At 65.0% G+C, this 25,573-nt stretch carries 21 protein-coding genes and 2 other RNA genes; 11 read left to right on the top strand and 12 right to left on the bottom strand.

What is annotated here, in order from left to right; genetic code table 11:
* Positions 1-56: 56 nt before the first annotated feature.
* Complete coding sequence (locus PDM28_RS07700; protein WP_311184355.1) at positions 57-7,739, bottom strand: deaminase domain-containing protein; 7,683 nt, start codon at positions 7,737-7,739, stop codon at positions 57-59.
* Positions 7,740-7,976: 237 nt separating this feature from the next.
* Between PDM28_RS07700 and PDM28_RS07705 the strand changes: the two genes are divergently transcribed.
* Positions 7,977-8,993, top strand: a complete 1,017-nt coding sequence (locus PDM28_RS07705; protein WP_311184356.1) for a serine hydrolase domain-containing protein — start codon at positions 7,977-7,979, stop codon at positions 8,991-8,993.
* 43 nt (positions 8,994-9,036) lie between these two features.
* Entirely contained in the window at positions 9,037-9,348 is a 312-nt protein-coding gene (locus PDM28_RS07710) for a hypothetical protein (RefSeq protein WP_311184357.1), read from the top strand.
* 15 nt (positions 9,349-9,363) lie between these two features.
* On the opposite strand, the gene PDM28_RS07715 is transcribed toward PDM28_RS07710, so the two are convergent.
* Together PDM28_RS07715 and ssrA (PDM28_RS07720) are read right to left on the bottom strand one after the other, a co-directional pair.
* A complete protein-coding gene (locus tag PDM28_RS07715) occupies positions 9,364-10,035 on the bottom strand; it encodes an AprI/Inh family metalloprotease inhibitor (RefSeq protein ID WP_311184358.1) in 672 nt (223 codons plus the stop codon).
* Between the two features lie 136 nt (positions 10,036-10,171).
* Positions 10,172-10,354, bottom strand: a transfer-messenger RNA (tmRNA) gene (gene ssrA, locus PDM28_RS07720).
* A gap of 113 nt (positions 10,355-10,467) precedes the next feature.
* Here ssrA (PDM28_RS07720) and PDM28_RS07725 point away from each other — a divergent pair.
* Positions 10,468-11,136 carry a hypothetical protein gene (locus PDM28_RS07725; RefSeq protein ID WP_311184359.1) on the top strand — a complete coding sequence of 223 codons (669 nt, stop codon included), beginning with the start codon at positions 10,468-10,470 and terminating at the stop codon, positions 11,134-11,136.
* Between the two features lie 9 nt (positions 11,137-11,145).
* Positions 11,146-12,246 carry a helix-turn-helix domain-containing protein gene (locus tag PDM28_RS07730; protein WP_311184360.1) on the top strand — a complete coding sequence of 367 codons (1,101 nt, stop codon included), beginning with the start codon at positions 11,146-11,148 and terminating at the stop codon, positions 12,244-12,246.
* Positions 12,247-13,579: 1,333 nt separating this feature from the next.
* Here the strand turns inward: PDM28_RS07730 and PDM28_RS07735 are convergent.
* The 7 genes from PDM28_RS07735 to smpB form a co-directional block, all read right to left on the bottom strand.
* The gene (locus PDM28_RS07735) at positions 13,580-13,741 is read right to left on the bottom strand and encodes a hypothetical protein (protein WP_311184361.1); all 162 of its coding nucleotides are present in this window, start codon (positions 13,739-13,741) and stop codon (positions 13,580-13,582) included.
* Positions 13,742-13,930: 189 nt separating this feature from the next.
* A complete protein-coding gene (locus tag PDM28_RS07740; RefSeq protein WP_311184362.1) occupies positions 13,931-14,461 on the bottom strand; it encodes a hypothetical protein in 531 nt (176 codons plus the stop codon).
* Positions 14,462-14,674: 213 nt separating this feature from the next.
* Complete coding sequence (locus PDM28_RS07745) at positions 14,675-14,998, bottom strand: helix-turn-helix domain-containing protein (protein ID WP_311184363.1); 324 nt, start codon at positions 14,996-14,998, stop codon at positions 14,675-14,677.
* Entirely contained in the window at positions 14,970-15,344 is a 375-nt protein-coding gene (locus PDM28_RS07750) for a type II toxin-antitoxin system RelE/ParE family toxin (RefSeq protein WP_311184364.1), read from the bottom strand. Before PDM28_RS07750 ends, PDM28_RS07745 begins: the two co-directional genes overlap by 29 nt.
* Positions 15,345-15,472: 128 nt before the next feature.
* Positions 15,473-15,826, bottom strand: a transfer-messenger RNA (tmRNA) gene (gene ssrA, locus PDM28_RS07755).
* Between the two features lie 108 nt (positions 15,827-15,934).
* Entirely contained in the window at positions 15,935-16,291 is a 357-nt protein-coding gene (locus PDM28_RS07760) for a hypothetical protein (RefSeq protein ID WP_311184365.1), read from the bottom strand.
* Between the two features lie 121 nt (positions 16,292-16,412).
* Positions 16,413-16,916 (bottom strand): SsrA-binding protein SmpB, encoded by a 504-nt coding sequence (gene smpB, locus PDM28_RS07765; protein WP_311184366.1) that lies wholly within the window; start codon positions 16,914-16,916, stop codon positions 16,413-16,415.
* A 57-nt stretch (positions 16,917-16,973) separates the two neighbouring features.
* Here smpB and PDM28_RS07770 point away from each other — a divergent pair, with 57 nt between their 5' ends.
* Positions 16,974-17,402: a type II toxin-antitoxin system RatA family toxin gene (locus PDM28_RS07770; RefSeq protein WP_311184367.1), complete on the top strand. Its 429-nt coding sequence runs from the start codon at positions 16,974-16,976 to the stop codon at positions 17,400-17,402.
* Between the two features lie 3 nt (positions 17,403-17,405).
* A complete protein-coding gene (locus PDM28_RS07775; RefSeq protein ID WP_311184368.1) occupies positions 17,406-17,669 on the top strand; it encodes an RnfH family protein in 264 nt (87 codons plus the stop codon).
* A 91-nt stretch (positions 17,670-17,760) separates the two neighbouring features.
* Here the strand turns inward: PDM28_RS07775 and PDM28_RS07780 are convergent, their stop codons facing one another.
* Complete coding sequence (locus PDM28_RS07780; RefSeq protein ID WP_070206514.1) at positions 17,761-18,156, bottom strand: outer membrane protein assembly factor BamE; 396 nt, start codon at positions 18,154-18,156, stop codon at positions 17,761-17,763.
* Between the two features lie 103 nt (positions 18,157-18,259).
* Here PDM28_RS07780 and fur point away from each other — a divergent pair, with 103 nt between their 5' ends.
* The gene (gene fur / locus PDM28_RS07785; RefSeq protein WP_068851145.1) at positions 18,260-18,676 is read left to right on the top strand and encodes a ferric iron uptake transcriptional regulator; all 417 of its coding nucleotides are present in this window, start codon (positions 18,260-18,262) and stop codon (positions 18,674-18,676) included.
* A gap of 116 nt (positions 18,677-18,792) precedes the next feature.
* On the opposite strand, the gene recN is transcribed toward fur, so the two are convergent.
* A complete protein-coding gene (gene recN / locus PDM28_RS07790) occupies positions 18,793-20,454 on the bottom strand; it encodes a DNA repair protein RecN (protein ID WP_311184369.1) in 1,662 nt (553 codons plus the stop codon).
* 125 nt (positions 20,455-20,579) lie between these two features.
* Between recN and hrcA the strand changes: the two genes are divergently transcribed.
* The 4 genes from hrcA (at position 20,580) to dnaJ (ending at position 25,516) form a co-directional block, all read left to right on the top strand.
* On the top strand, positions 20,580-21,647 hold the full coding sequence (gene hrcA / locus PDM28_RS07795) for a heat-inducible transcriptional repressor HrcA (RefSeq protein ID WP_311184370.1): 1,068 nt from the start codon (positions 20,580-20,582) through the stop codon (positions 21,645-21,647).
* 82 nt (positions 21,648-21,729) lie between these two features.
* Positions 21,730-22,245 (top strand): nucleotide exchange factor GrpE, encoded by a 516-nt coding sequence (gene grpE / locus PDM28_RS07800; RefSeq protein ID WP_311184371.1) that lies wholly within the window; start codon positions 21,730-21,732, stop codon positions 22,243-22,245.
* A 129-nt stretch (positions 22,246-22,374) separates the two neighbouring features.
* Positions 22,375-24,306 (top strand): molecular chaperone DnaK, encoded by a 1,932-nt coding sequence (dnaK, locus tag PDM28_RS07805; protein WP_102945645.1) that lies wholly within the window; start codon positions 22,375-22,377, stop codon positions 24,304-24,306.
* Between the two features lie 85 nt (positions 24,307-24,391).
* Complete coding sequence (gene dnaJ / locus PDM28_RS07810) at positions 24,392-25,516, top strand: molecular chaperone DnaJ (RefSeq protein WP_102945644.1); 1,125 nt, start codon at positions 24,392-24,394, stop codon at positions 25,514-25,516.
* Positions 25,517-25,573: the final 57 nt, after the last annotated feature.

Below are 25,573 nucleotides of genomic sequence, written 5' to 3' on the forward strand. Positions count from 1 at the left end.
GCACGGAACCTGTGCCGGTGGATATGCGCAGATTGGCGAAACGGGTAGGGCAGACGTCATGTCAGGCCCCGCTCACGCCGCCACTGGGCGAAAAATGTCACGAGGTTGGGGTTCGGGTCCAGGTCATTCGCCACGGGGGGCAGCGCCTCGACGGGCCGGGGCGGCCCGCCGTAGGTCCGAAGGTAGTGGATGGAGAAGTCGGCGTCGGGGAAGCGGAAGCGGAGCTGCGGCACGACGACCCCGCCGCAGGAGGCGCAGGTGTCCAGCAGTGAGAACAGGCGGAAGCGCTTGACCGGCGGACCGTCTTCAATCGAACTGGCGATCAGCCGCTCGGAGTCCTTCTCACGATCGAACACGACAGTGCGCGTGTCGCCGTCCCTGCGAAGCACAGGCAGGCTGGTGATGTCGGATCGCGGCTCCTTGCCCTTCATCGCCTCACCTGCATCGATCAAGCGGGTGCCATCGGGAAGCGCAGCGGTAGGCTTCAGGTAGATCTTCCTGCTTCGCTTCCCGCCGGACAATGCGCAGTAGATCTCGCGCCCGCCGTTTTCGCGGACTACGTCGGCAATGGCCAGGTTGGCGCCATTGAGGTGCGCAATGATCCGCCTGCCCGCATCGGGTTCGGCCAGTGACGCTGCGGTGATCGGCGCCAGATCGCCCTTGCCCCCGGTGGCGGGCAGGATGGCATTGAGGATCTCGGCGACCGCCGCGCGCTCCTGCCCGCTCGCTGTAGTCAATGCCGTCCACTCGGGGACGTGCTTGCGGGCCAGCGCGACGAAGGTGGCCTGTTGGGGCTCCCCATTGAGGACCTTCCTGGCGTAGCCGGTGAGTGCGTTGGGTCGGCCGCGCGCCGCCTGGTAGCCCGCGTAGGCGTCGTACGTGGGGTAGCGTTCGAGCAGGTCTGCAGGCAGCGTTGGCCTCAGGTAGTTGTATGTAATACGCGCGATGTTGTCCTCATCCTGCCGGAGGAAAGGTCGAAGCAGATCCATGCGGTAACCTTCCGACTTCCGGAGGTAGGTATTGATCGCCGCCTTGTCGCGCCCGGTTTCCATCTTCGTGAAGTGCAGCGCGGTTTGCCCAGGCGCCGGCAACGGGGCCTGGTAGAACACCCCGTCGTCCGGTTCGATGCACAACGCGCGCAGGAACGGCGACTCCACCCGGATCGCGCGCAGCCGCCGCGCGTCGCCGATGCCGGGCAGCAGGGCACCGACATCCACGACCGGCAGTTCGTGTCCAAGGCGTGCGGCATGGTCTTCCGGCAACCCGGCGTGCAGGCCGAACATGCGGTGATCGGACAGCGTTCCTTCCAGCGTGGCAGGGTAGTTCACGCTGGTCGGCAAGCCCATTGCATCGAGCTGCTCGGCGGTCAACGGCACCAGTTGCGGTGCTGCTGCGCGCGCGGACGGCGTCCACGAGCAGACCATGCCGTCATGCACCATGAGGCGCAGCGTCTCGCCGCTGTCGGGGCGGGTGTGCGCCAGGTCCAGCGTGAACTCTCGCGTGGCGGCGGCGATGCCGTCCACGCGCTCGGGCGGCAGCTGGTCCAGGCGCAGGTTCCTGGCGGCGTCAGGAATGAAGCGCAGGCGCGATTGCCGTACGCAGGGGATCACCACCAGCGAACGGCGCGACCTGCAGTGCGACGGCAGCTCCTGCCACTGCCCGGGCCCGCTGCGATGTTCGGCCGTCGCGGTCTGCTCGAATGCGGTGCGTTGCGCATTGAGCCGGTAGCCGCGCTCGCCGATCAGCATTTCCCAGTCATCGTTGCCGTGGTCGAGGAACTGCGCGGGCGTGTCGCCCAGCGCAACCTGCAGACCTTCGTCCGTATGCTGCACGGGAATGATGGGCGGCAGTTCATTCGCGAACGCGAACGTGTCCAGCCTGGGCCCATACGGTTTACCGGTGAACACGTCGTAGCGATGCCAGGCGGTGCCGCGTGCAGCCACCAGCACCACGCTGCCGTCTTCCAGCGTCGCCTCCGCCAGCGTCGGGGTGGCGGCGCGTCGCGTCTGCAGCACCGCCTTCGGGACCCGTCCGCTGGCAATGGCGTGCTCGAGTGCGAGCGTGGATTCCTGCAGCGCCGGGCTGCTGCGCAGGCTGCGCTTGAGCCAGTCCGCACCCTGCAGCGCAGTTTCCCAGGCATGGCTGCCGACCCACTGCGAGCCCTTGACGACGTTGCGCACGGTGCCCAGCCCGCCCTGCATGGCCAGCGACGTTCCCAGCTTGTGAAGGGCTTCAACGGACTCCGCTGCAATCGACGTGATGGTGTGCTCGCCGGCGGTGCGCACGATACGGACGGTGCTTGCGAAGAACTCGCTCACCGGCGCCACCGTGGAAACAACGTCCATCACGCAGCCGCCGATCGTACCGGCCGAGAAGTCACCGGCACGGAGCTGCTCCACGCAGCTCAAGCCGGGCACCAGGAACTCGGCCAATGCATTCAGATCCTGCAGCTCCTGCGCGTGAAGTTGTTCCAGCCCCGTGCGCTGCGCGAGTTCATCCGTGTACGCCTGGTCCAGTCGTTCCTTCCAGAGGTCCGTCGCCGCCGCGCGCGCGAGTAACGGGAAGGTGTGTGGGCCGTTTCCGGTCACCGTGCTGCTGTACGGCGCCAAGGTCAGGCCAGACAGCGGTTCGAGCAGGTCGCCATCGCGCTGGCGCTGGGCATTGCCGGTAAACAGTCCTTCGGTGTCGACCAGGCTGCCCAGCGCCTGATCCTGCCATACCCGACGTGCCACCCCGGCCTGCGGGATGATTTCGAAGTACACAGGCTCCGCGCCCTGTTGGGTGGGCGTGCAACGCAGCAGCAGGCCGCGGTCGGCATGCCGATCGCCCAGGCTGATGCGCAGCGGCGTGCACACCGACGATTCGATCAGCCGCCGGTCGACTGCCGGGAGGCCTTCCAGCACCGTCGCGATGACACCGGCCAGCCCGGTTTCCACAGTGCGCCTCCATGCATCGAACGCGCTTTCGAAACGGCTCGCGGTAGTGGGTCCGTTGGTCGATACCCAGGCGTCGGCCACCACCAGTTCCTGCAGCGTGTCGTCGTTGGTGACCAGGGCGCGTTCGACCGGGTCGTCCATTGCACTGCCACCGCCCGGGCCCGGCCGGTAGGTGTCGTAGAAGCGGGTCTCGAAGTCGATCAGGCGCGAGGGTACGATGCCGTGGCGCTTCAGGTACGTCTCACCGATGTCGACCGGGCGCTTCGACCACAGTGCCGGGTCGATGCCTGCTTCCTCAAGGGTCTGTGCGGCGATGTCCATGCGTCTGGGCGATTCGCTGGCCAGCTGCTGCACATGCAGCGCGTGGATGGCCTGGTCGGCCTGCAGCAGGGTGAGCGCGTCACTCACCTGTTGCCCGGTGGTGGCGTCGAGCCGCGTGAGGTTACCCGCTCCACCGCGCGCGGCCGCATACGCCAACGCCGCGGGTGCAAGCGCTCGCGCCCACGCATCGTGCAGGTCGTCGTGCCCGCCGGGTGTCTTCGCCGGCAGCGAGAGCTGCGCGGGCAGGGCACAGACCTCATCGAAGCGGCCCCCGCTGCAGGCGCCCGGTTGCATGCCGTCCAGCAGCGTCGCGCCATGCCGCAGGGCCACGCTCTGCAGCGAGCCGCCGTAGGTGAGCCAGTCGGGAATGCCGTCCACCATCAGTGCCGGCTGCTCCAGCTCGCTGGCCAGCATCCAGTACAGCACGCCCAGCGCGGCCGGCGACGCCTCGCCGTTTTCATCCAACACCGCCAGGCGCAGTTCGTGGGCAAGGTGCGCAAACGGCACATCCACCACGTCGGCGGAGGCGAAGCGTTCGCGCAGCGCATCGATCCGGTCGCGGCCGATGTAGCGTTCCAGCATCAACTGCGCGAGCAGCGTCTGCGCGCCGCGCGCCGAACCGGTGTCTCCGGCGTCGCCACCCACCCAACCGGCCTCCGCCAGCAGCGGTTGGCAGAACGCGGCGAACTGGCGGGTGCGTGCCATCAGCGCCCAGGCATTGGGTGCGGTCAACGGTTCGTCGTCACGGCCGTCGGCTTCGGGCGGATGCAGCAGCGACAGGCCGAATCCTTCAAGCAGGTCATCCAGCGCTGGCAGGTGCGCCGGATCGACGCGGGGCGTGTCCGGGCGGGGTGGGGCGTCCGACTGCACGATTGCTGCCAGCAGCGCATCCTCCGATGCGTCCGCGCCACGCGCTGGCACGTGGGGCGGCTGCAACAGCGGGAAGCTCACTGGCGCGCGCGCTGGTGGGACCCCGCGTGCGTCAGGCGGCAGCAGCACGGCGCCGAATGCCAACGCCTCATCTGCCGTCAGCGCCGGATGCAGCCGTTGCAGGTCGATTGCCAGCGACAATACCGGCGCAGCGTCCTTGGCAGGGTCGTGAGTGAGTCCTTTGGGATCTTCGCCGAGCGACAGCTGCACCTCAGCCGACGCGCCCAACATCGCTGCGCAGGTGCTGGGCGACAACGGCGCCTCGCGGTCCAGCCGCGTGCCGGCGCTGCGCCCGGCAACCGAGCGTTGCAGGTGCTGCCAGGCGACCCGCTGCGCATCGTCGCTGGCGCACCACTGGTCCAGCGCCTGCGGTGCCTCCATGACCCGCGCCCACAGCGCTGGCGGAGCCTGTGTCCCGCGCGTTCCAGCAGTTGCAGCCAACGCGTGCTCGACGGCATTGACCACGCCCTCGCGGTTGGTGCGCATGCCGGGCGTTCGCCATAACGATGCCAGTTCCCGCTCAGGCAGCAGGCTCAGCCACTCGTCCGGCGACAGGTGCCAGGTGGAGCCGCGCTGGAACTCGTCGCGCCAGTGGCCGAATGCTTCAGCGCCTGGCGCGCTGGCCAGTTGCCGGAAGAACCCGTGAACCAGCTCTGGCGTAACGTCGTCCGCGCCGATGTCCAACATCTGCGCCACCAGCCGGCGTGTCTCACTGCCGCGCATCAGGCGCATCAGGTCGCGGGCCTGCTGCTGCGGCTCGTCTGCGATCCGGTCGCGACCGAGCAGGTGACGCAGCACGGCGGCCGGCAGGGGCAGGGTGACCGTCATCGGCAGCAGCAACGGCCGCAGGCGCTCGGGATTTCGTGCAAGGTCCAGCGCTTCCAGCGGGTCCAGGGCGGGGGACGCGTGGGCGCCACCGGTCCACGCGAAGAAGCCCGCATAGGCAGGGTAGGCAGTGCGGTACCACGGGTCGGCCTGTGCCATCGGCAGGTCCAGCCCCGAATACAGCTGCAGCAGCGGGGCGATCAGTTCACCCGTCAGCACGCGCAGGTCGTTGCGGCGGGGATCGATCACCGACTGCAGCGGCGGTTCCAGGTCTTCGTAGCGGGCCAGCGACGCGGCCACCTGGTGGAACAGCACGCCCAGTTCGGTCACCCAGTGCGTGCCGGCCACGGCAGCCTTGCGCTCGAGGTGGTCGCGCCAGTCGGCAGCGCCGGGCGGCTTGCCGCGCCAATCCCAGTATCTGCCGAAGCGCAGTGCATCGACCTCACCGCGCAGCGTGACCAGCAGGTCTGCCAGCAGGGTATCTGCGCTGTCGAGCAGATCGAACGTTCTTTCGTCCAGCAACGCAGGTTGCGCCTGTACCAGCCAGGCCCGCATCTGTCCGGTACTGGAGCCGTGCGGCAGCGGTTTGCCGTAGGCGAGGTGCATGCGCGCACGGTGTGCCTGCAGCTGCGCATCGGTCATCGGCGTTGCCAGGCGGCCGGCCACGGTATCGGTACGCCAGGCCAACGTATCGAAGTGCGCATGCGCGGCGACCAACGCGTTGGCGTCCTGTTCCTGCACGTACGCGACGGCGGCGCGACCAATGCAGGCCAGGCTGTGCAGCGCCCTGCGTTCGCCTTCGGCGTGCGGGTGCTGGGTGAGCTGTTCCAGCATGCGGGTGAACGCGTAAGCGCGTGCGCTGGCGCCGCCGTCGGCCAGGCTGCGGCGGGCGCCTTCCGGCAGCATCGGCAGCGTCTGCAGCGCGTCATACCATGCGCGTGCCGGCTTGGATGCGAAGAAGGAAGCCAGTGCGTCCGCGCTGGGTGCCCGGTGCTGCAGGTCCAGCCCGGCCTGCGCGAATGCGTCGGTGACGGCTGCATGCAGGCCACCCAGCGTGCGAGGCACCTGCCAGTCCAGCGCGTTCCACCAGTCGCCGGGCGCAAGGCGGTCGAGCAGCGGCGCCTGCACCAGCAGCGGCAACCGACCGTCGACCCGGATCATCTCCTGGGCGACCGCGCCATGGCACGGCAGCGCGGCGGGCGCGGGGGCGGCCGGTCGGCCGAGGTCGGTCAGCGCGCCGGCATCGGCGCGCGGCGCGCGCGTGCGGTGGTGAAGCATCGGCGTCGCCGTGGAAGCCGGGTCGATATCATGCACGGGGCACATCCCGTCTGTCGGCGCGGCTTTTGGGGCGTCGGGCGCTGTCAACGTCGTCGTTCCGGTGGGTTGACGTGCGAGGAATGCGCCGATCCCTGCGCTCTGCTCGCGCAACATGCCGGGTACGTTATGCGGCGCCTCCCAGCACTGACCGCGCAGCGCGACAGCAGTCCCCATCTGCGGGCGGCCAAGCAGCGCGCTGGTGTCGTCCACGAGCGGCGTTTCACCCACCATCGGCGTGCAGGCCAGGATGTTGACCGGCCGCGCCCACGCACCGCCAAGCCCATAAGGCTGCGCGGTATTCGCGACCGCTTCGGGCGTCGGCAGGGTCCTGCTGCCCAGCAGCCTCGCGCTTTTCGCAGCAGTAAAGCTGAGGTCCGCGCCGCCCTTCACCAGCTGCGGAAGCTGCCATGGAAGGCTGAGCAGGCTGACGGCTGCGCGCGCAGGGCTGTCGTAGCGGCCCAGGGGCTGCGCGGGAGCGGGGGTATCGAGATCGGCCTGTTGCGCCACGGCCAGCAGCTGCATGGCCAGCGGAGGCGCCTTTTCGAACGCCACTGTCGCCGTGGAGGGTACATTGGACCCGGTGCGCGTCGTGACCTGCTGCATCGCCGACAGTCGTGCACGAACGTCCGCAATCGACGCGGCATCGCCCGCGTGGGCAAACACCGTGCGCAGACCGGCGCGCGGATCGAGCAGGCCGGCATCGCGTTGTTCGTGCCGGCGCACCCACTTCATCGCCCCCTGCAGCGCCTGGGCGGTTGCGGCAGGTGCCAGTTCTGCCAGCAGCTTCGCCACGGCGCCATGGCGTTTGTCGGTATCCAGACCACCGTACTGCGTGCGCTGGTGGTCGAGCGCAATCTGCCGTGCGTCCGCCTCCGCATCGCGTGCACGCGGGCCGGCAAGCATCTCCTGCCAAGCAGCCGGCGTCTTGTCCAAGGGCCGATACAGCGCATCGCGCAGACGCTGCAACAGCGGATCGCGGCCGGAAACAGCGGCACTCAAGCGCGCCCTTTCGGCAACGCATTCCACTTCCCAGTGCGCCTGCGGCAGGCGCAGGGCATACAGCAGCACGCAGCGCCAGGCGGCGGCCTCGTCGTCGCTGCAGGAGGGAAGTACGCATTGAGCGGCCAGCCACTCCGACAGCGCATCGCCGAGCGGGCTGCCCGGCAACCCGCCGTCGAGCAAGCTCCCGATCAGCGTGGTATCGATCGGCCCCCTGGACAGCGCGTCCGCCAATGAATCCAGCTGTGCGGGCGGCACGCCCACCAGCGACAGCGTCGTCGCGTCGCGATTACGTACCTGCCACGGTGCCGCCGTTGGGCGCGTCTGCTCCTGGACGGGGGCAGGGGTGCGCTGCGCGGCAGCCGTGCACTTGGATGCGGTAGGGCAAGGGGACAGGTTCGGCACAGGCATGGAATCGTGACAGGCGCAGGGGCGCGGAAGGGCGCCGATCCTACGGATGGGTCTCAGCGCTGCAATCGACAACGCCAATGGAACCTGACTAAACGAGTGACTGCATACATCGAGATCGTTGCGGCATGGGGGATGCCGACAGTTGGCCGGTCCGCGCGGCCGGGAACGGCGACGTGTCGGTATCGGAATAGTTGTATCGGCTAGACTCGCCCCAACCTGGTTCGGGAGGTGCGTACGATGAAGCGGACGTGGTCGACCCTGATGCTGCTGACGATGGCGTGGGCAGCTCCCGTGCTGGCCAGCGATCCGCTGACCACCGTGCTGGCCCGCTGGGACCAGGACGAACATCCCGACCTGCGCGCGGTAGTGGTGATGCGCGACGGCCGGATCGTCGCCGAGCGCTATTACAACGGCGAAACCGCAGCCTCGCTGCACGATGTGCGCTCCGCCGGCAAAAGCGTCACCGCGCTGCTGGCCGGCATCGCCATCGACCAGGGCGCGTTGAAGAACGTGGACGAACGCGTCACCGCGCACTGGCCCGAGGCCGCTGGCAGCGCCGTGGGCGATGTGCGCCTGGACGACCTGCTGACCATGCGCTCCGGCCTGGCCGCCTTCGACGAAGATCCCGCCTCGCCCGGCAACGAAGACAAGCTCGACGAAGCCGCCGACCCGTTGGCCTTCGTGCTGGCAGTACCGCGCGCGACCCCGCCGGGCCAGGCCTATCGCTACAACTCGCTGACCAGCTATGTAGTGGGCGTGGAACTGGCCAAGGCCACCGGCATGTCGATGGCCGACTTCGCCCGCACCAACCTGTTCACCCCGCTGGGCATCAGCCGATGGGAATGGGCCAGCGACGCCGCCGGGTACACCAAAGGGCAGGGCAACCTGTCGCTGACCGCGCGCGACTTCGCAACCCTGGGCGAGATGGTCCGGAACAAGGGCCTGTACAACGGCCGCCGCATCGTCAGCGAGGCCTGGCTGAGCGAAGCATTGGCGCCCCGCGTGCCCATCGCCGACAGCGATCCGTATGCCGACCATTACGGCTATTTCTGGTACCACAAGGTCCACGACATCAACGGCCAGAAAGTTCCGGTGTCGTTCGCCTCCGGCAACGGCGGCAACAAGATCTACGTCATCCCCAGCCGAAATATGGTGGTGGCGATCACCTCCAGCGCGTACGGCAGGGGTTACGGGCAACGGCGCTCGGAAGCGATCCTCAAGGCGCTGCTGTCAGCCGACACACCCGCGCCGTGAGGTACTCTGGTCAGTCCCCCATGTCAGAACACCGGACCGCCCGATGGATTACCAGCTGATCATCAAGTTCTGGCGCAAATCGCTGGACGACGAAGGCTTCCTGGCTACGCTCGAAGCCGAACTGGGCGCGGCGCTGGGCAGCGCTGCGAAGCTGGACGGCTATGACGTCAGCGCGAAAGAGATCAACCTCTTCATGGACACCTCCGACCCGCGCCCGACCTTCCGCAAGGCCAAGGACGTGCTGGAGCGGATGGGCGTGATGCACAGCGTGTCGGCCGCCTACCGGCTGGTCGGCGGCGCGCAGTTCACCTCGGTCTGGCCGACCCGGATGGCACGGAAGTTCACGTTGCCCTGAGGCGGAAGACCGGCCTCAGTTGCCAACCGGGTTCAGATACAGCCGCGCACCATCGGACTCGCGCTTGCCCGACCAGCGTCCACTGCGGTCCTGGCGGAACCGGCCAATCGTGGTGTTGCTGGTGTCGGTAATCAGCAACTGGTTGCCCGACAAAACCCAGCGGTTGGCCGGGAAGAAGCCATCCGGGCAGCCTGCGGGCACGTAGGCGCTGTGCCCACCGAACCACTCGGCGTCCTTGAGCTCGATGGTGCAGGTGTTGCCGTTTTCCTGGCCAAGCGTCCAGCGCCCCACCAGTTCTTCGCCCCAGCCGGGACGGCCGCCGTGATGGTTGCCATGATCGTGACCGTGCGACCAATCGTCGTCATCGCCGCCCATGTCGATTTCCACCGAGCTGCCCTTGCTCTCGCTGCGCGACTCCGAATGCGAGCTGCCGCTGCTGGTGGATTGCTGGTTGAGCGAACCGAAGTTGCCGAACGCGGAGTCGCCGTTCTGATCGGAGCTGGTCGTTCCGTCCTGGTCCTGGCCGGTTGTCGACTGGCTGCTGGTGGTGGTCGTGCTGGAGCTGTCCTGCTCGCTGCTGGTGTGCTCCTCCATCGAACCGAACGACACGTCCTGGCCAAGGGCCACGGCCGGGGAGCCCAGCAGGAGCAGGGCGAGCAGAGGGATAGGGGGGAAGTTCGTTGCCATTGCTTTCTCCAGACGTAGACCGACGGGAACAGCGCGAGGCAAGCGGAGCACACCCGGCGTGAGCGGATTGGCAATAAAAAAGCCGGGATCCCGTTGAAGGAGGTCCCGGCTCTTTGGGTCCTTGCGGACCGTCTTATGGTGGAGGTGGGCGGAATTGAACCGCCGTCCGAAGGCACTCCATCCCCGGTACTACATGCTTAGCTCACCGTTGGATCTCGTCCCGTGGCACTGTGTGCATAGCGCACTCTAGGACAATCTGTTTTGATGCCCTCGGCATGCACCAAACAACTTCACAACCTACGTTGATACAAGCGCCGCCCGGCCACCTAAGCTGAACGATACAGGGTCCGGAGACTAGATCATCGGGCGAAGGCTGTTTTTTCTACATCAATTGATGTATAAAAAATGGACCCACTTCTGATCGGAGTTCCTATGACCTTTGCCGCTAGCCCGCGCGTTGTAGTGGACCCGATTGAAATCGAGGATGACATCAGTGTTCGTTTTGGCGTATCGAGCACCGAACTCAAAGGAGTGGCCGAAATCATCCTCGACGGCTTCTCTAAAGTGTCGAGCCTCCATCCTAAGGGCTTTAACGGTATTAGAGGTTGGGCAGAGGGTTCGGCCGCGATCCGTGCGGTGCTCATTCCGAAAGGCTGGCATCCAGAAGACCCTCAGAACCAGCCCCGGATTGTTTCAAAGAAGTTGGGCGTAGCCTTCACGGTTAGTAGCGGCAGCTCGTTCACGGGCATAGAGACCAAAACGCCCCAGACTCGTAATGATAAGGGGTCGCAGACATCGAGTAGCGTCAGATTCAACGCAAAGCAAACGGAACTTTTCCCGGTGACTGGCCAGGTGATTCCTTTGCGGCCGCAACATGGCGACCAATCACTCTGGATCTTCCTGTACTACGTCGATCGTGACAACAAAGAACTTAGGTATGAGTTGTCTCAACCCACTGCGATGTCTGAGGTTGACAAGGTTTCTGAGTGGGCAGTTCGTTATGTCTTCCCGCCGTTGAAGTTTGACGCCGTGTGGGATAGTCAGGACGACGATCAGGATGATATTCCTGACATCGACATTGAAGTAATACCTAAGAAGTAGCCTGTAGATATGAATGCGATCTTTAATCCCTCCCGCTTGGTTCTTGCGCGCCAGCGATGCCAGCTGAGCAAGAAGGATCTTGCCGCTCGGGCGGGAGTTACTCAGAAGAACCTGAAGGCGTTTGAAGAGGGGGAGAGGTCTCCATCCCCTGAAACGCTTGAACAGCTCCGAAAAGTGCTCGACTATCCAGTCGAGTTCTTTTTTGGGGGCGACATTGATCGACCTCTTGCCAGTAATGCTAGCTTCCGCTCATTCTCAAGAATGACGTCTGGTCAGAGGGATGCTGCTCTTGCGGCGGGCGGAATTGCGTTTGAGTTTTCGTCGTGGATTGATGAGAGGTTCCATCTTCCGCTTGTCGACGTACCTGACCTCACGGGGCTAGATCCAGAGACTGCGGCGGACATTGTCCGAGCCAAGTGGGGGCTCGATTTGAGGCCAATCAAGAACATGATTCACCTCTTGGAATCCAGGGGTGTGAGGGTTTTCTCGTTGGTTGAGGACACTCGAGAGGTCAATGCGTTCTCATCTTGGCGGAATGGTTCTATCCCTTTCGTTTTCCTTAATACGATGAAGTCTTCTGAGTCGAGTCGATTTGATGCGGCTCACGAGTTGGGGCACCTCGTTTTGCACCGTCACGGCGATCCTAAAGGGAAGGAGATTGAGGCGGAGGCTAACTCTTTTGCATCGGCGCTCCTCATGCCTCGTTCTGAGATGCTTGCGCTTTCTTCTAGGCCGATTGGGCTTGCCGAGATCATGCGGTACAAGAAGATCTGGAACGTTTCCGCCATGGCACTCGTTTATCGACTCCACAAAGTTGGCGTGCTTACTGAGTGGCTCTACCGCTCTATGTGTATCGATCTGAGCTCTCAGGGAATGCGAAGCAAGGAACGCGATGGTGCTGAACGCGAGAACTCTTTGGTGCTTAAGAAGGTGTTTGACTCATTAAGGGTCGATGGGAGGGCCTTGCGCGACGTGGCAAATGATCTTCGGTTGCCTGTTGAAGAGTTGCATAAGTTGATCTTTGCGTTAACGCCGGTTTCCCTCGGAGCTGATAACTCACAGCCGGTAGCGTCTTCGCCTCGCAGGGGACACCTATCACTCGTGCGGTAGTCCACCTCAGATTTGGTTTCTCCTCATGGCCTTGTCCAGGCGCGATTGCATTCGATCGTGTTCCCGGCAGTAGGGACGACGGACTGCAGTGGGAGGGGTTCGTAGACGGCGCTGGCATTTGCCCCTGCGTGGGGCTGCCTTGAGGAGATCCACCGGCCGTACTTCTTGGCAGTGATGGTCCAGTCCCGGCGGTCCATCTGCCTGGCGACCCAAATCACGGTCTCGCCGGCGATGAGCGCCTGCGAAGCGAAAGTGTGGAGGGTCTGTTACGGATAGCGACACCGGACGCGAGCCCGGCGCAACGTGCGCTGCCACTGCCGGTCCGAATGCTCTGGTCTGATGCCCACCGGGCATTAGTACTCGGATCGCGGCAGACCAACTCGCGGCTGTCGGGTTTAAGCGCCAGCTCGCTAAGAGTCGAATCAAGCACCGTTTAAAGGTGCACACTCAGCTTCCGCCTGCATCTTCGATTTACTCGGATGACGAATGGCCAAGTTCAGGATGGGCGTGCATGTACTCAACCGTCTCTTGGTCAAAGAATTGGCCAACTCGATGACCATGGGGCGCGTTCAGGGCGATGAGCTCGTCTAGATGCCGACAAGTGGCGTTGCGGCTGATGATGTACTGCTTTTCAATCACGAGTAGCTTGTCATGAGGCTCAGCGGAAACGTCTAGAATCCTCCCCGCGATCAAGCCCGGAAGGCTAGGGGGCCCCGGGTGACAGTCTGCATTGATCTCGGCTAGACGCTCTGAGTGAGCGGCAGTAGCCCCGACGCTCATCAGGTATTCGCCTCCCTCCATCAGTCCTACAAACTCGTACACGCCGGCGGGGGAGGACGCGCTGATCATTGCGATGTGCCCGGCTTCATGAAGGCGACCTCTCACAAGGCCGCCGCTTCGGCCATCAACAATCCAGCCGTCCAGAAAAGCTTGGGTGAAATCAGCAGCTGACGCGAGAAAGATTGGGAAGCCCCCGGGCCCTGTATCGCCCGGGCCGATCGCTTTGCGAGTATGTTCGTAGGGTTTCCCGTCCGTACCCATAGGTGTCGTCCTTGCTAGTCGAAGTCATGAGGATATCGCCGCTGCAGCTGTACAGGGGGGCTGAGACTTCCTCAACATTGGACCTTGCATCCGGAACCATGGAGGGGACTCCAGCAACCACACGTCTTGGCGGTGATGGCCCATTCCCGGCGGCCCTTCTGCGTGACCAACTCCATGACGACCACACTGGCGTTGGGCAGCTGGGTCGGGAATGTCTGGGGCATTTGATCTAGTTAGTTGTACCGGACGCCGGCCTTGCGCAACGTGCGCTGCCATCCGCCGTGCCGGGTGCTCAGCTTGAGCCCCATCGGACGTTGGTCCTGCGGCCGTAGAACACGAACTCGTCGGCTGTCGCGGTGAACGCGCGCTGCGCTTTGAAGGCATCGAGCGCGGGCAGTAGCAGTTGCAGCACGCGCACTCCCGACTCGGTCTTGCGGGCCTTCATCTTGCCCATGACTCAGGTACAGCGGATATTTCTCGTGCTGCTGCGGCAGTCCATCTCCGACCCGCACAAGCTCATCATCTCCGACGAGCGCAGGCCGGTGGCGAAGTTGAACTGGCAGTAGTTCCGCCCCTGGTCTTCCCCACAGGCGGCCAAGATGGCCTGGAGTTCCTCCGACGTCATTAGCTCAAGGACTGCCAGTCAGCTCATGAGTAGGGAAAGTCTGTGGCTCGCCTTCCAGCGATTGACGCTTTCAATCATAGCTTGAACGTGCTTAACGACCCGATCTCTAGGAGCGTTGGCGGCAGTCACAAATTCGGGGATTATCCGTCTTTCAGGTGCGCTTGCCGCCATGTTCCAGTGTTCGACTATCTGCCTCGCGGCATGCTCAACATGTCCCAGCGAGGGAAGCATAGAAGCTGGGGTAGCCGGATTCGTGAGGTGTGTCTGGCAGGCGACGATGGCGGTGGCTAACTCAACTGGAGCCGTCCCAATCTGGGCATCGATGATCGGAACAGTGTCGGCGTAGTGATCCGCCAACTGCTGGATCATGCGTAGTGCGTCCAGTATTGACTGCCGACGATCAAGTTCCTCTAGTCGGCGCATTCGGACGGGGACGTAAATGGCAAGGGCCAGTGCTGCGAGAGCGCCCGTGACTTGAATCCAGGCCGCCCACTCGCTATTGGAAAGGCATGGCCAGTTGACGATGTGTGGGCAGAATTGGACGTCCATGGCCGGTCCTTACTTTCAGGAGGCCAAGCATGAAACGGATTCGCTCTTGCAGCAAGTCTACGCATGTCAAAGCGACCCGAATGGATGGCACCGCATATGCCCGCTGCAACCAGTGGCGAAAACGGGGCGGAACAGGGCTATCGAGTAGTGCATCGAGCCCGTGGACATCTAGTAAGGGGCAAGGGAAACAGGTAGTTCTTCCTTGCTAACTGTTTAGGCTAGAACTTCAATCCCGTGCCGCTTAACGACATCTAACAGACGCATCGCCATGCCGCTGGGCTTCTTTGCGCCGGTCTCCCACTTCTGGACTGTGCTTTCACTTGTGCTCAAGTACAGCGCGAAAACCGGCTGGCTCACGTTATTGGCCGAACGAATCTGCACAATTTCTTCAGGTTTGAAGTCCGGTGCTTTCATCAGGTGGCGCGCGTCGAAGTCACGCATGGTGGCTTTACTGACTGCGCCAACCTTCGTCAGGGCCGAGGCCGACGAATGAAGGGCTTCAGACATATCACTCTTGAATCTGGTCTTCGTTTTCATGGCAGATCTCCACCAGGTCTTTGTCTTTCAGCAGAACGGTCAGCTGCGTTCCGTCCATCCTTCCGTAGGCTTTCGCAAGTGTCCGGAAGTCTTCCAGTTCGTCTTCGTCCAGGCTCTTCTTGCCTTGCTTGGAGAAGATGAAGTTGAAGATCCAGTATCGGCCGCCTTTCGCCAGGATGATGCTGCGGTACTCGTTGTTATGAAGGCGTTTCTTGAAGACCCCGCCGCCGAGATCTTCCGCTTGGCCCAGCCGGACCTGTTTCACAGCCCTGCATAAGTCAGCGTCGCTGATGCCGATCTTCTTAGCCTTCTTGGCGAACCAACTGGTCTTGAACGTGCGGCTCATGAACCTAAAGTAGCACTCAGTGCTACGCATGGTCAATCTTGAACCTTCAGCCAAATGCACTGGCAATAAAAAAGCCGGGACCCCGTTGAAGGAGGTCCCGGCTCTTTGGGTCCTTGCGGACCGTCTTATGGTGGAGGTGGGCGGAATTGAACCGCCGTCCGAAGGCACTCCATCCCCGGTACTACATGCTTAGCTCACCGTTGGATCTCGTCCCGTGGCAGCACGGTGTGCAAAGCGCACCCCAGGACCAGCCTGTTTTAGTTAAGCGGTGACTGACAGGCAGCCGTCACAGCCGGTTCCGTGATAATGACCCTACACCGACGAGCACGGGCACAAGTGGGTTCGGGGCTTACGCCTTAAGCGGCGAGAGCGTAGTTGTCGTCGTTGGCAACTAGAGTTTTGCCGCTGGATTTACGAGGAAAGCTGCCCCCTCGGCATGCACCAAGCAACTTCACAACCTCCGTCGAAACCAATGCACCCCCGGTTTCTTCAGAACCTGCAAGACGTCTGCGACCAGACATTACTTGACGGGATCGATCCTACTCCAATTCAGCTGAACAGTCACCCGGAAGCGTCATGGGCTGTCGTAATTACCGGCCTTCACGCTGGCGCTTGCTGTCGGCCTGGTGCTTGGCGCGCACCTTGCGCTCGTGGTTGGCGGCGTTGCGCTGGGTCATGGCCTGCTTGCGGGCTGCCGGTTCGGCCCGGGCCATCAGGGCCTCGATCCGGGCGACCAGGCGGCGGTGCTCGAGCGAGTCGTAGCTCTGGTTCTCGGAGGCGACCCGCTTGGCGTTGCGCAAGGTGTAGGTCAGCACCTTGAGCAGGGCAGCCGGGTCCATGGCGCGGGCCAACTCGCCGAAGATGGTCTCGTAGGCGGCGACGTCGGCCTGGAGCGTGGCGGTGGGGTCCGCAGTGGAGGCGGATTCCAAGGTGGTTTCTTCGGTCACGGGGACGCTCCGGGTATTGGGCAAAGAGCGGCCGGGCAGAGCCCGGCGCTACGGTGGTGTGATGATGCGGCAAGTCACGGGCGCATGGCGATGCGATACGCGCAATGGCGTCCGTACGGTGTCAGGCGTCGCGGTTGTGGCGGCGCATGGTGCGCTGCTTTTCGCGGGCCCAGTCGCGGTCCTTTTCGGCGTCGCGCTTGTCGTGGGTCTGCTTGCCCTTGGCCAGCGCCACTTCCAGCTTGATCTTGTTCTTGCTCCAGTACATCGCGGTGGGCACGATGGTGTAGCCGTCCCGCTCGACCTTGCCGACCAGCTTGTCGATCTCGCTGCGGTGGAGCAGCAGCTTGCGCTCGCGGCGGTCGTTGGCGACCACGTGGGTGGAGGCCTGGATCAGCGGGGTGATCTGGGCCCCGATCAGGAAGATCTCGCCGTCCTTCACATAGGCATAGGCGTCGATGATGTTGCCGCGCCCGGCGCGGATCGATTTGACCTCCCAGCCCCGCAGGGCCAGGCCGGCCTCGTAGCGGTCCTCCAGCGAGTACTCGTGGCGGGCACGCTTGTTGAGCGCGATGGTTTTGTTGGCCGTCGCGTTCTTTGCTTTATCCTTGGCGCTGTTCTTGCTCATTTATCTATTGTCTCCGATTCAGGCCCTCCGTGGTCGATTCGCCAGCCAAGCCTTCGCATGCCAACCATCAAACGTAGTGCCCTGGTCGAACATTCGGCTGCCCGCATGTTCGACCTGGTCAATGATATCGACGCCTACCCCCGGCGCTTCCGCTGGTGCTCTGCCGCGCAGGTCCTGGAAACGGGTCCGGACCGGGTGGTGGCGCGGCTGGATCTGGGCCTGGGGTCGTTTTCGACCTGGTTCATGACCGAAAACACCCTGCAGCGTCCGCACCATATTGATATGCAGCTGCGTGATGGACCGTTCAAGCGCCTGCACGGCCGCTGGGAGTTCCATTCGCTGGCCGAGGACGCCTGCAAGGTGACCCTGACCCTGGAGTTCGAACCGAACTCGCGGCTGCTTGGGCCGGCGCTGGCGCTGGGCTTTCAGGGCCTGGCCGACCGCATGGTCAATGATTTCGTCCGTGTTGCCGACGAGCAGGACTGACCGGTGATCCGCGTGGAGGTGGTGCTGGCCTGGCCGGAGCGGGTGGAATCACGCCTGCTGGAGCTGGGCGATGGCGCCACGGTGGCCGAGGCGGTTGCGGCGGCGGGGATCGAGGGGAGCGGGGATTGCCCGGCCGTGGCCGTGCATGGGGTGCTGGCGAAACCCGGCCAGGTGCTTCGTGACGGTGACCGGGTAGAGCTGCTGAGGCCGCTGGTAGCAGACCCCAAAGACAATCGGCGGCGGCGGGCTGCGCCTCGAAAGCCCTGACGTACCGCCAGGACGAGCGCGTCGCAACGCGCCCGGGCAATAAATCGCCGTGATCGCCGCGGTAGGGCCGAGCTCTGCTCGGCCACCCCGATTACCGGCCGCGCTGCTTCTTCTTGTCCTTGGCCAGGTTGCGGCCGAACTGGCGCACCTGGTCGCGGGCCAGCTGGGCGTCGTTGTTCGGGAAGAAATCACCCTCCCAACGGGTCACCTGGTCGTTCTCGAAGAACACGACGAAATTTTTGGTCTCGGTCCGGCCCAGGCGGTCCAGCCGCTGGCTGGCGGTGTAGTCCCAGCGCTGGGCGTGGAACGGGTCGTCGATGGATGGGGTGCCGAGCAGGGCGTTGACCTGCTGCTTGCTCTGGCCCACCTGCAGCTGACCGACGGACTGCTCCCGGATCAGGTTGCCCTGGTAGATGGGTTGCTTGTAGATGATGCCGCAGCCCGTGGTGGACAGGGCAACGGCGGCGACCAGCAGGAGATTGCGCATCGGGAATGGCGTTTGGGGAAATCCAGTCGATGATACACTCCGAACGTGTCGCCGCGACCCGATCCGAGGCAGCTGGCGCTAAATCGCCAATGAACGGAGACCTATGGAAACCCACGACCTGCGAAAAGTTGGCCTGAAGGTGACCCATCCGCGTATGCGGATCCTTGCCCTGCTCGAGCAGCGCGACGCCCAGAAGCACCAGCACCACATGACGGCCGAAGACATCTACCGCCAGCTGCTGGAGCACGGCGACGAGATCGGCCTGGCCACGGTGTACCGGGTGCTGACCCAGTTCGAGGCCGCCGGCCTGGTGCTGAAGCACAATTTCGAAGGCGGCCAGGCCGTTTACGAACTGGACCGCGGCGGCCACCACGACCATATGGTCGACGTGGACTCGGGCAAGATCATCGAGTTCGAAAGCCACGAAATCGAGGAACTTCAGCGCAAGATCGCCGCCGACCACGGCTACGAGCTGGAAGAGCACTCGCTGGTGCTTTACGTACGCAAAAAGCGCAAATAGCCGCTCGTTACCTGCACGATCGTGAAACCCCGGCCACGCCGGGGTTTTTCATTTTCGGCAGCGGGGCGGGTGAGGCAGCGGGGCAGAGCCCCGCTATAGGGCGGCGGGGCGCCCGGTTATGCCTGCAGGAGCTTGCGGGCGGCGGCGCGGGCTTCCTTGGTGACCTCTACGCCGCCGAGCATGCGCGCGAGTTCTTCTTCGCGGGCGCGGGCGTCCAGTTTTTCCACCGCGCTCTGGGTCATGCCTTCCACCGGGGCCTTGCTGACCCGGTAGTGGGCGTGGCCCTTGGAGGCGACCTGGGGCAGGTGGGTGACGCACAGCACCTGGCGCTTCTCGCCCAGCGCACGCAGCTTCTGGCCGACGATGTCGGCGACCGCGCCGCCGATGCCGGAATCGACTTCGTCGAAGACCATGGTCGGCACCGCGTCCAGGCCCAGCGCGGCCACTTCGATCGCCAGCGAGATGCGCGAGAGCTCGCCGCCGGAGGCGACCTTGCGCAGTGCGCGCGGGGGCTGCCCGGCGTTGGCCGCGACCAGGAATTCGACCCGCTCGGCCCCGTTCGGGTCCGGCTTGGCCGCCGCGTGCGGTTCGATCTCGATCAGGAACTGGCCGCCGCCCATGCCGAGTTCGCCGATCAGCGCGGTGGTGGTCTCCGACAAGGCCTTGGCGGCCGTGCTGCGGCTGCTGCTGAGGGTGGCGGCCACGGCCTGCCACTGCCCGGCGGCGCGGTCGATCTCGCCGGCCAAGGCCTGCAGGCGGGTATCGGCGCCGCGCAGCTGTTCGACCTCGGCTTCCATCGCGTCGCGGTGCTCGGCCAGTCCCTCCATCGGCACGCGGTGCTTGCGGGCCAGGTCGTGCAGTCGGCCCAGCCGGCGTTCGATGTCCTCGAACTGTTCCGGGTCGGCGTCCAGGTCGTCGTGGACCCGGTCGAGCAGGGCCAGGGCTTCGTGCAGCTGGATCACCGCGCTGTCCAGCAGCGCGTCCACCTCGCCCAACCGGGCGTCGTGCTCGGCCACGCGTGCGAGGTCGTGCCGGGTCTGCTGCAGCAGCTGCAGCACCGACACGTCATCGTCGCCATTGAGGCGTGCGGCGGCTACGTCGCAGGCGCTGACCAGCGCCCCGGCGTGGGCCTGGCGGCGGTGGCTGCTGCCGAGCGCTGCGATCGACGCCGGTTCCAGGTCTTCGCGTTGCAGTTCGCCGAGCTGGTGTTCGAGGAAGCCGATGCGGTCGCTGACATCGCCCTGGCGCGAGAGCGCGTCGGCCTCGTCCACCAGGGCCTGCCAGCGCGCGGCCGCCTGGCGCACCTGGACGCGTTCGGCGTCGTTGCGCGCATAGGCGTCCAGCAGGGCCAGCTGCGACGGCCGTGCCAGCAGCGCCTGCTGTTCATGCTGGCCGTGGATCTCGACCAGCATGCCGGCCAGTTCGCTCAGCTGCGACAGGGTCACCGGGCGTCCGTTGATCCAGGCGCGCGAACCGCCGTCGGCGCGGATGATCCGGCGCAGCTGGCACTGTTCGTCGTCGTCCAGCTCGTTCTCGCGCAGCCAGCGCCGGGCCGGGGCGTCGTCGCCGGGGGCGAACTCGGCCGACAGCTCGGCGCGGGCGGCGCCGTGGCGGACCACGCCGCTGTCGGCGCGCAGGCCGGACAGGAAGCCCAGCGCGTCGACCATCAGCGACTTGCCTGCGCCGGTCTCGCCGGAAACCACGGTCATGCCCGCGCCGAACTCCAGTTCGGTGGCGCGGACCACGGCAAAATCCTTGATCGATAGATGTCTGAGCATGGTGTTCGTTTCTTGAGCCGCGCAACGCTAGCATGGGCGAGGGGCAGCTCCAATCGGCATTTCCCCGATCCCTTGCCGGGCAATGGCCTGCCATTATCCAGTCTCGCGTCTCACAGGTTGATTCCATGCATCCGTCCGCGCCTCATCTCGCCCCGCGCGCCCGCCACCTGCTGCGGACACTGATCGCGCGCCACATCCAGGACGGCGAGCCGGTCGGGTCGCAGACCCTGGCGCGGCTGGCCGGGCTGGACGTGAGCCCGGCCACCATCCGCAACATCCTCGGCGACCTGGAAGACCTCGGCCTGCTCAGCTCGGCGCACGTCTCGGCCGGGCGCGTGCCCACCGCGCACGGCTACCGGGTGTTCGTGGACAGCCTGGTCAAGATGCAGCCGCCCGGCGAGGGCGAGCTGAGCCGGCTGCGCAGCGAGCTCTCGACCGGGGCGGGCACCCAGGCCCTGCTGGGCAGCGCCTCGGAGCTGCTCTCGGCAATGAGCCACTTCGTCGGCGTGGTCGGTGCGCCCAAGCGCGAACAGTTCGCGTTCCGGCATATCGATTTCGTGGCGCTGGACGCGCCCCGGGTGCTGGCGATCCTGGTCTTCGCCGACAACGAGGTGCAGAACCGGGTGATCGAACCCCGGCGCAGCTGGGAGCCGGCCGAGCTGGAGCAGGTCGCCAATTACCTCAATGCCCACTGTGCCGGGCGGCCGCTGTCCGAGATCCGTTCAAGGCTGCTGGTCGAGCTGCGCGACGCGCGCTCGGAGATGGAACAACTGCTGGCGCACAGCGTGGAGCTGGCCGAGCAGGCGATGGCGCCGCCGGCCGACGATATCGTGCTGGCCGGGCAGACCCGGCTGATGGGGGTGCAGGACCTGTCCGACCTGGACCGGCTGCGCGAACTGTTCGACCTGTTCGCCAGCAAGCGCGAGATCCTGCAGCTGCTGGAGCGCACCATCCAGGCCCCGGGCGTGCGCATCTTCATCGGCGAGGAAACCGGGGTGATGCCGCTGGAGAACATCTCGCTGGTCACCGCGCCGTACTCGGCCGGCGGCCAGGTGCTGGGGGTGCTGGGGGTGATCGGGCCGAAGCGGATGGCCTACGACCGCATGATCCCGCTGGTGGAAGCCACCGCCCAGGTGCTGGGCGCCGCGCTGGATGCGCCGGGCGGGGCCGGATTGTCCCGCGATCGCGGATAAACGCGCCTTCGGCTCTTGAATCGGGTCCGGCCGCCCACATAGGGGTGGGTGGAGGCGGAGAGTCACCGCCAAGGATCCGGAAATGAACCAAGATCAGCCTGATATCGCATCCCAGACCCCGGCCGGCGACGCCGCCCCGGGCGATTCCCTGCAGCAGCAGCTGGACAGCCTGCACAACGAGCTGGCCCTGCTCCGGTCCGAGTCGCTGCGTGAGCGCGCCGACCTGGACAACCAGCGCAAGCGCGTGGCCCGCGACGTCGAACAGGCGCGCCGCTTCGCCAATGAAAAGCTGCTGGGCGAGCTGCTGCCCGTGTTCGACAGCTTGGACGCCGGGCTGAATGCCGCCGGTGCCGAGCCGAGCCCGCTGCGCGAAGGCCTGGAGCTGACCTACAAGCAGCTGCTCAAGGTCGCCGCCGACAACGGCCTGACCCTGCTCGACCCGACCGGCCAGCCGTTCAACCCCGAACACCACCAGGCGATCAGCCAGGTCGACGCCCCCGGCGCCGCCCCGGGCAGCGTGGTCCAGGTGTTCCAGAAGGGCTATCTGCTCAACGACCGCCTGCTGCGTCCGGCTTTGGTCGTGGTCGCCCGCGACTGACCTGAACGTGTTTGGTCGTAATCGGACACAGCGTCCGATTGATGGCTTGAAAGTGACAACTGCGTCCCACACATCCCATTCATAACCCGGCAGCAGCCGGACGTTTCCCACATTTCAGGAGTCTCCCCCATGGGCAAGATCATTGGTATCGACCTCGGCACCACCAACTCGTGCGTGGCGATCATGGACGGCGGCAAGGCCCGCGTCATCGAAAATGCCGAAGGCGACCGCACCACGCCTTCCATCGTCGCCTACACCAAGGACGGCGAAGTGCTGGTCGGTGCCTCGGCCAAGCGCCAGGCCGTGACCAACCCGAAGAACACCTTCTACGCCGTCAAGCGCCTGATCGGCCGCAAGTTCACCGACGCTGAAGTCCAGAAGGACATCGCGCACGTGCCCTACGGCATCCTGGCCCACGACAACGGCGACGCCTGGGTCCAGACCAGCGACGCCAAGAAGATGGCCCCGCAGGAAATCTCCGCCCGCGTGCTGGAGAAGATGAAGAAGACCGCCGAAGCGTACCTGGGTGAGACCGTCACCGAGGCCGTGATCACCGTGCCGGCCTACTTCAACGACAGCCAGCGCCAGGCGACCAAGGACGCCGGCCGCATCGCGGGCCTGGAAGTGAAGCGCATCATCAACGAGCCGACCGCCGCGGCCCTGGCCTATGGCCTGGACAAGGGCGACGGCAAGGACCGCAAGATCGTCGTGTACGACCTGGGCGGCGGCACCTTCGACGTGTCGATCATCGAAATCGCCAACGTCGACGGTGAGAAGCAGTTCGAAGTGCTGGCCACCAACGGCGACACCTTCCTGGGCGGCGAAGACTTCGACAACCGCGTCATCGAATACCTGGTGGACGAGTTCAACAAGGACCAGGGTATCGACCTGCGCAAGGATCCGCTGGCCCTGCAGCGCCTGAAGGACGCGGCCGAGCGCGCCAAGATCGAGCTCTCGACCAGCCAGCAGACCGAAGTGAACCTGCCGTACGTCACCGCCGATGCCTCCGGTCCGAAGCACCTGAACATCAAGCTGACCCGCGCCAAGCTGGAAGCGCTGGTTGAAGACCTGATCAAGAAGTCGATCGAGCCGTGCCGCATCGCGCTGAACGATGCCGGCCTGCGTTCGAGCGACATCAGCGAAGTGATCCTGGTCGGCGGCCAGACCCGCATGCCGAAGGTGCAGCAGGCGGTCACCGAGTTCTTCGGCAAGGAACCGCGCAAGGACGTCAACCCGGACGAAGCCGTGGCACTGGGTGCTGCGATCCAGGGCGGCGTGCTGGGCGGCGACGTCAAGGACGTGCTGCTGCTGGACGTGACCCCGTTGTCGCTGGGTATCGAAACCATGGGCGGCGTGTTCACCAAGATCATCGAAAAGAACACCACCATCCCGACCAAGGCCTCCCAGGTGTTCTCCACCGCCGAGGACAACCAGTCGGCCGTGACCGTGCACGTGCTGCAGGGTGAGCGCGAACAGGCCCGCTACAACAAGTCGCTGGCCAAGTTCGACCTCTCCGGCATCGAGCCGGCCCCGCGCGGCCTGCCGCAGGTGGAAGTGTCCTTCGACATCGACGCCAACGGCATCCTGCACGTGTCGGCCAAGGACAAGAAGACCAACAAGGAACAGAAGGTCGAGATCAAGGCCGGTTCGGGCCTGTCCGAGGACGAGATCGCACGCATGGTCGCCGACGCGGAAGCCAACCGCGAAGAAGACAAGAAGTTCCACGAGCTGGTCCAGGCCCGCAACCAGGCTGACGCGCTGATCCACGGTACCCGTACCGCGATCACCGAACACGGCAGCAAGGTCGGTGGCGATGTCATCGGCAAGGTCGAGTCGGCCCTGGCCGACCTGGAAACCGCGATGAAGGGCGACGACAAGGCGCAGATCGAAGCCAAGTCGAAGGCGCTGGAAGAAGCCGGCCAGGCGCTGTTCGCGGCGGCTTCGGCCGGTGACCAGGGCGGTGCCCCGGGTGCCGACGCCGGTGCCGGTGGCAACGGCGGCGCGCAGGACGACGTGGTGGACGCCGAGTTCACCGAAGTCAAGGACGACAAGAAGTCCTGATCCGGACGCCAAGGCGGGACGTTGCGCAGGCAACGTCCCGTTGTCGTATCCATGAACGCCTGATTGCCGGAACCCGATTCAAACCATGAGCAAGCGCGACTACTACGAGGTGCTGGGTGTTTCCCGCACCGCGACCGAAGAAGAACTGAAGAAGTCCTATCGCCGTTGTGCGATGAAGTATCACCCTGACCGCAATCCGGGCGACAGCGCGGCCGAAGCCTCCTTCAAGGAGTGCAAGGAAGCCTACGAAACCCTGTCCGATGCCAACAAGCGCCGCATGTACGACGCCCACGGCCACGCCGCGTTCGAGCACGGCATGGGCGGTGGTGGTCCGGGCGGCCCGGACATGGGCGACATCTTCGGGGACATCTTCGGCAACATCTTCGGTGGCGCCGGTGGTGGTCCGCGCCAGGCCCGTCGCGGCGCCGACATCGGCTACGTGATGGAGCTGGACCTGGAAGAAGCGGTGCGCGGCATCGAGCGCCGCATCGAAATTCCGACCCTGTCCGAGTGCGACGACTGCCATGGCAGCGGGTCGGACGATGGCAAGGTCGAAACCTGCAGCGTGTGCCAGGGCCGTGGCCAGGTGCGCATCCAGCGCGGCATCTTCGCCATGCAGCAGGCCTGCCACAACTGCAATGGCCGTGGCCAGATCATCCAGAACCCCTGCAAGACCTGCCACGGCAACGGTCGCGTGGAGGAAGACAAGGTGTTGTCGGTGAAGGTGCCTGCCGGCGTCGACACCGGCGACCGCATCCGCCTGGCCGGCGAAGGCGAGGCCGGTCCGGCCGGTACGCCGCCGGGCGACCTGTACGTGGAAGTGCGGGTGCGCGAGCACGCGATCTTCCAGCGCGATGGCGACGATCTGCACTGCGAAGTGCCGATCCGCATCTCGCAGGCCGCACTCGGCGACACCGTCCGCGTTGCGACCCTGGGCGGTTATGCGGAAATCCGCATTCCGGCCGAAACCCAGACCGGCAAGCTGTTCCGCCTGCGCGGCAAGGGCGTGCGTTCGGTGCGCAGCCGCAGCGAAGGCGACCTGTACTGCCGCGTGGTGGTGGAGACCCCGGTCAACCTGACCAGCGAACAGCGCAAGCTGCTCGAACAGTTCGAAACCACCTTCACCGGCGAGGAAGCGCGCAAGCATTCGCCGAAGTCGGCCACCTTCATGGACGGCGTGAAAGGCTTCTGGGATCGCATGACGTCGTAACCGATCGTTTCACCTGCAACACAAAAACACCGGGCATGTCCCGGTGTTTTCGTGTCT

It is taken from the genome of Stenotrophomonas aracearum (genome assembly GCF_031834615.1).
Lineage (GTDB): Bacteria > Pseudomonadota > Gammaproteobacteria > Xanthomonadales > Xanthomonadaceae > Stenotrophomonas > Stenotrophomonas aracearum.

Excerpts from the sequence above, each read along its gene's own strand:
- recN (WP_311184369.1), bottom strand. The coding sequence starts at position 20,454 with ATGCTCAGACATCTATCGATCAAGGATTTTGCCGTGGTCCGCGCCACC.
- PDM28_RS07745 (WP_311184363.1), bottom strand. The coding sequence starts at position 14,998 with ATGAAAACGAAGACCAGATTCAAGAGTGATATGTCTGAAGCCCTTCAT.
- grpE (WP_311184371.1), top strand. The coding sequence starts at position 21,730 with ATGAACCAAGATCAGCCTGATATCGCATCCCAGACCCCGGCCGGCGAC.
- dnaJ (WP_102945644.1), top strand. The coding sequence starts at position 24,392 with ATGAGCAAGCGCGACTACTACGAGGTGCTGGGTGTTTCCCGCACCGCG.
- fur (WP_068851145.1), top strand. The coding sequence starts at position 18,260 with ATGGAAACCCACGACCTGCGAAAAGTTGGCCTGAAGGTGACCCATCCG.
- PDM28_RS07705 (WP_311184356.1), top strand. The coding sequence starts at position 7,977 with ATGAAGCGGACGTGGTCGACCCTGATGCTGCTGACGATGGCGTGGGCA.
- PDM28_RS07780 (WP_070206514.1), bottom strand. The coding sequence starts at position 18,156 with ATGCGCAATCTCCTGCTGGTCGCCGCCGTTGCCCTGTCCACCACGGGC.
- PDM28_RS07770 (WP_311184367.1), top strand. The coding sequence starts at position 16,974 with ATGCCAACCATCAAACGTAGTGCCCTGGTCGAACATTCGGCTGCCCGC.
- PDM28_RS07715 (WP_311184358.1), bottom strand. The coding sequence starts at position 10,035 with ATGGCAACGAACTTCCCCCCTATCCCTCTGCTCGCCCTGCTCCTGCTG.
- PDM28_RS07735 (WP_311184361.1), bottom strand. The coding sequence starts at position 13,741 with ATGGGCAAGATGAAGGCCCGCAAGACCGAGTCGGGAGTGCGCGTGCTG.
- PDM28_RS07750 (WP_311184364.1), bottom strand. The coding sequence starts at position 15,344 with ATGAGCCGCACGTTCAAGACCAGTTGGTTCGCCAAGAAGGCTAAGAAG.
- PDM28_RS07730 (WP_311184360.1), top strand. The coding sequence starts at position 11,146 with ATGAATGCGATCTTTAATCCCTCCCGCTTGGTTCTTGCGCGCCAGCGA.
- PDM28_RS07740 (WP_311184362.1), bottom strand. The coding sequence starts at position 14,461 with ATGGACGTCCAATTCTGCCCACACATCGTCAACTGGCCATGCCTTTCC.
- PDM28_RS07725 (WP_311184359.1), top strand. The coding sequence starts at position 10,468 with ATGACCTTTGCCGCTAGCCCGCGCGTTGTAGTGGACCCGATTGAAATC.
- hrcA (WP_311184370.1), top strand. The coding sequence starts at position 20,580 with ATGCATCCGTCCGCGCCTCATCTCGCCCCGCGCGCCCGCCACCTGCTG.
- PDM28_RS07700 (WP_311184355.1), bottom strand. The coding sequence starts at position 7,739 with ATGCCTGTGCCGAACCTGTCCCCTTGCCCTACCGCATCCAAGTGCACG.
- PDM28_RS07710 (WP_311184357.1), top strand. The coding sequence starts at position 9,037 with ATGGATTACCAGCTGATCATCAAGTTCTGGCGCAAATCGCTGGACGAC.
- dnaK (WP_102945645.1), top strand. The coding sequence starts at position 22,375 with ATGGGCAAGATCATTGGTATCGACCTCGGCACCACCAACTCGTGCGTG.
- smpB (WP_311184366.1), bottom strand. The coding sequence starts at position 16,916 with ATGAGCAAGAACAGCGCCAAGGATAAAGCAAAGAACGCGACGGCCAAC.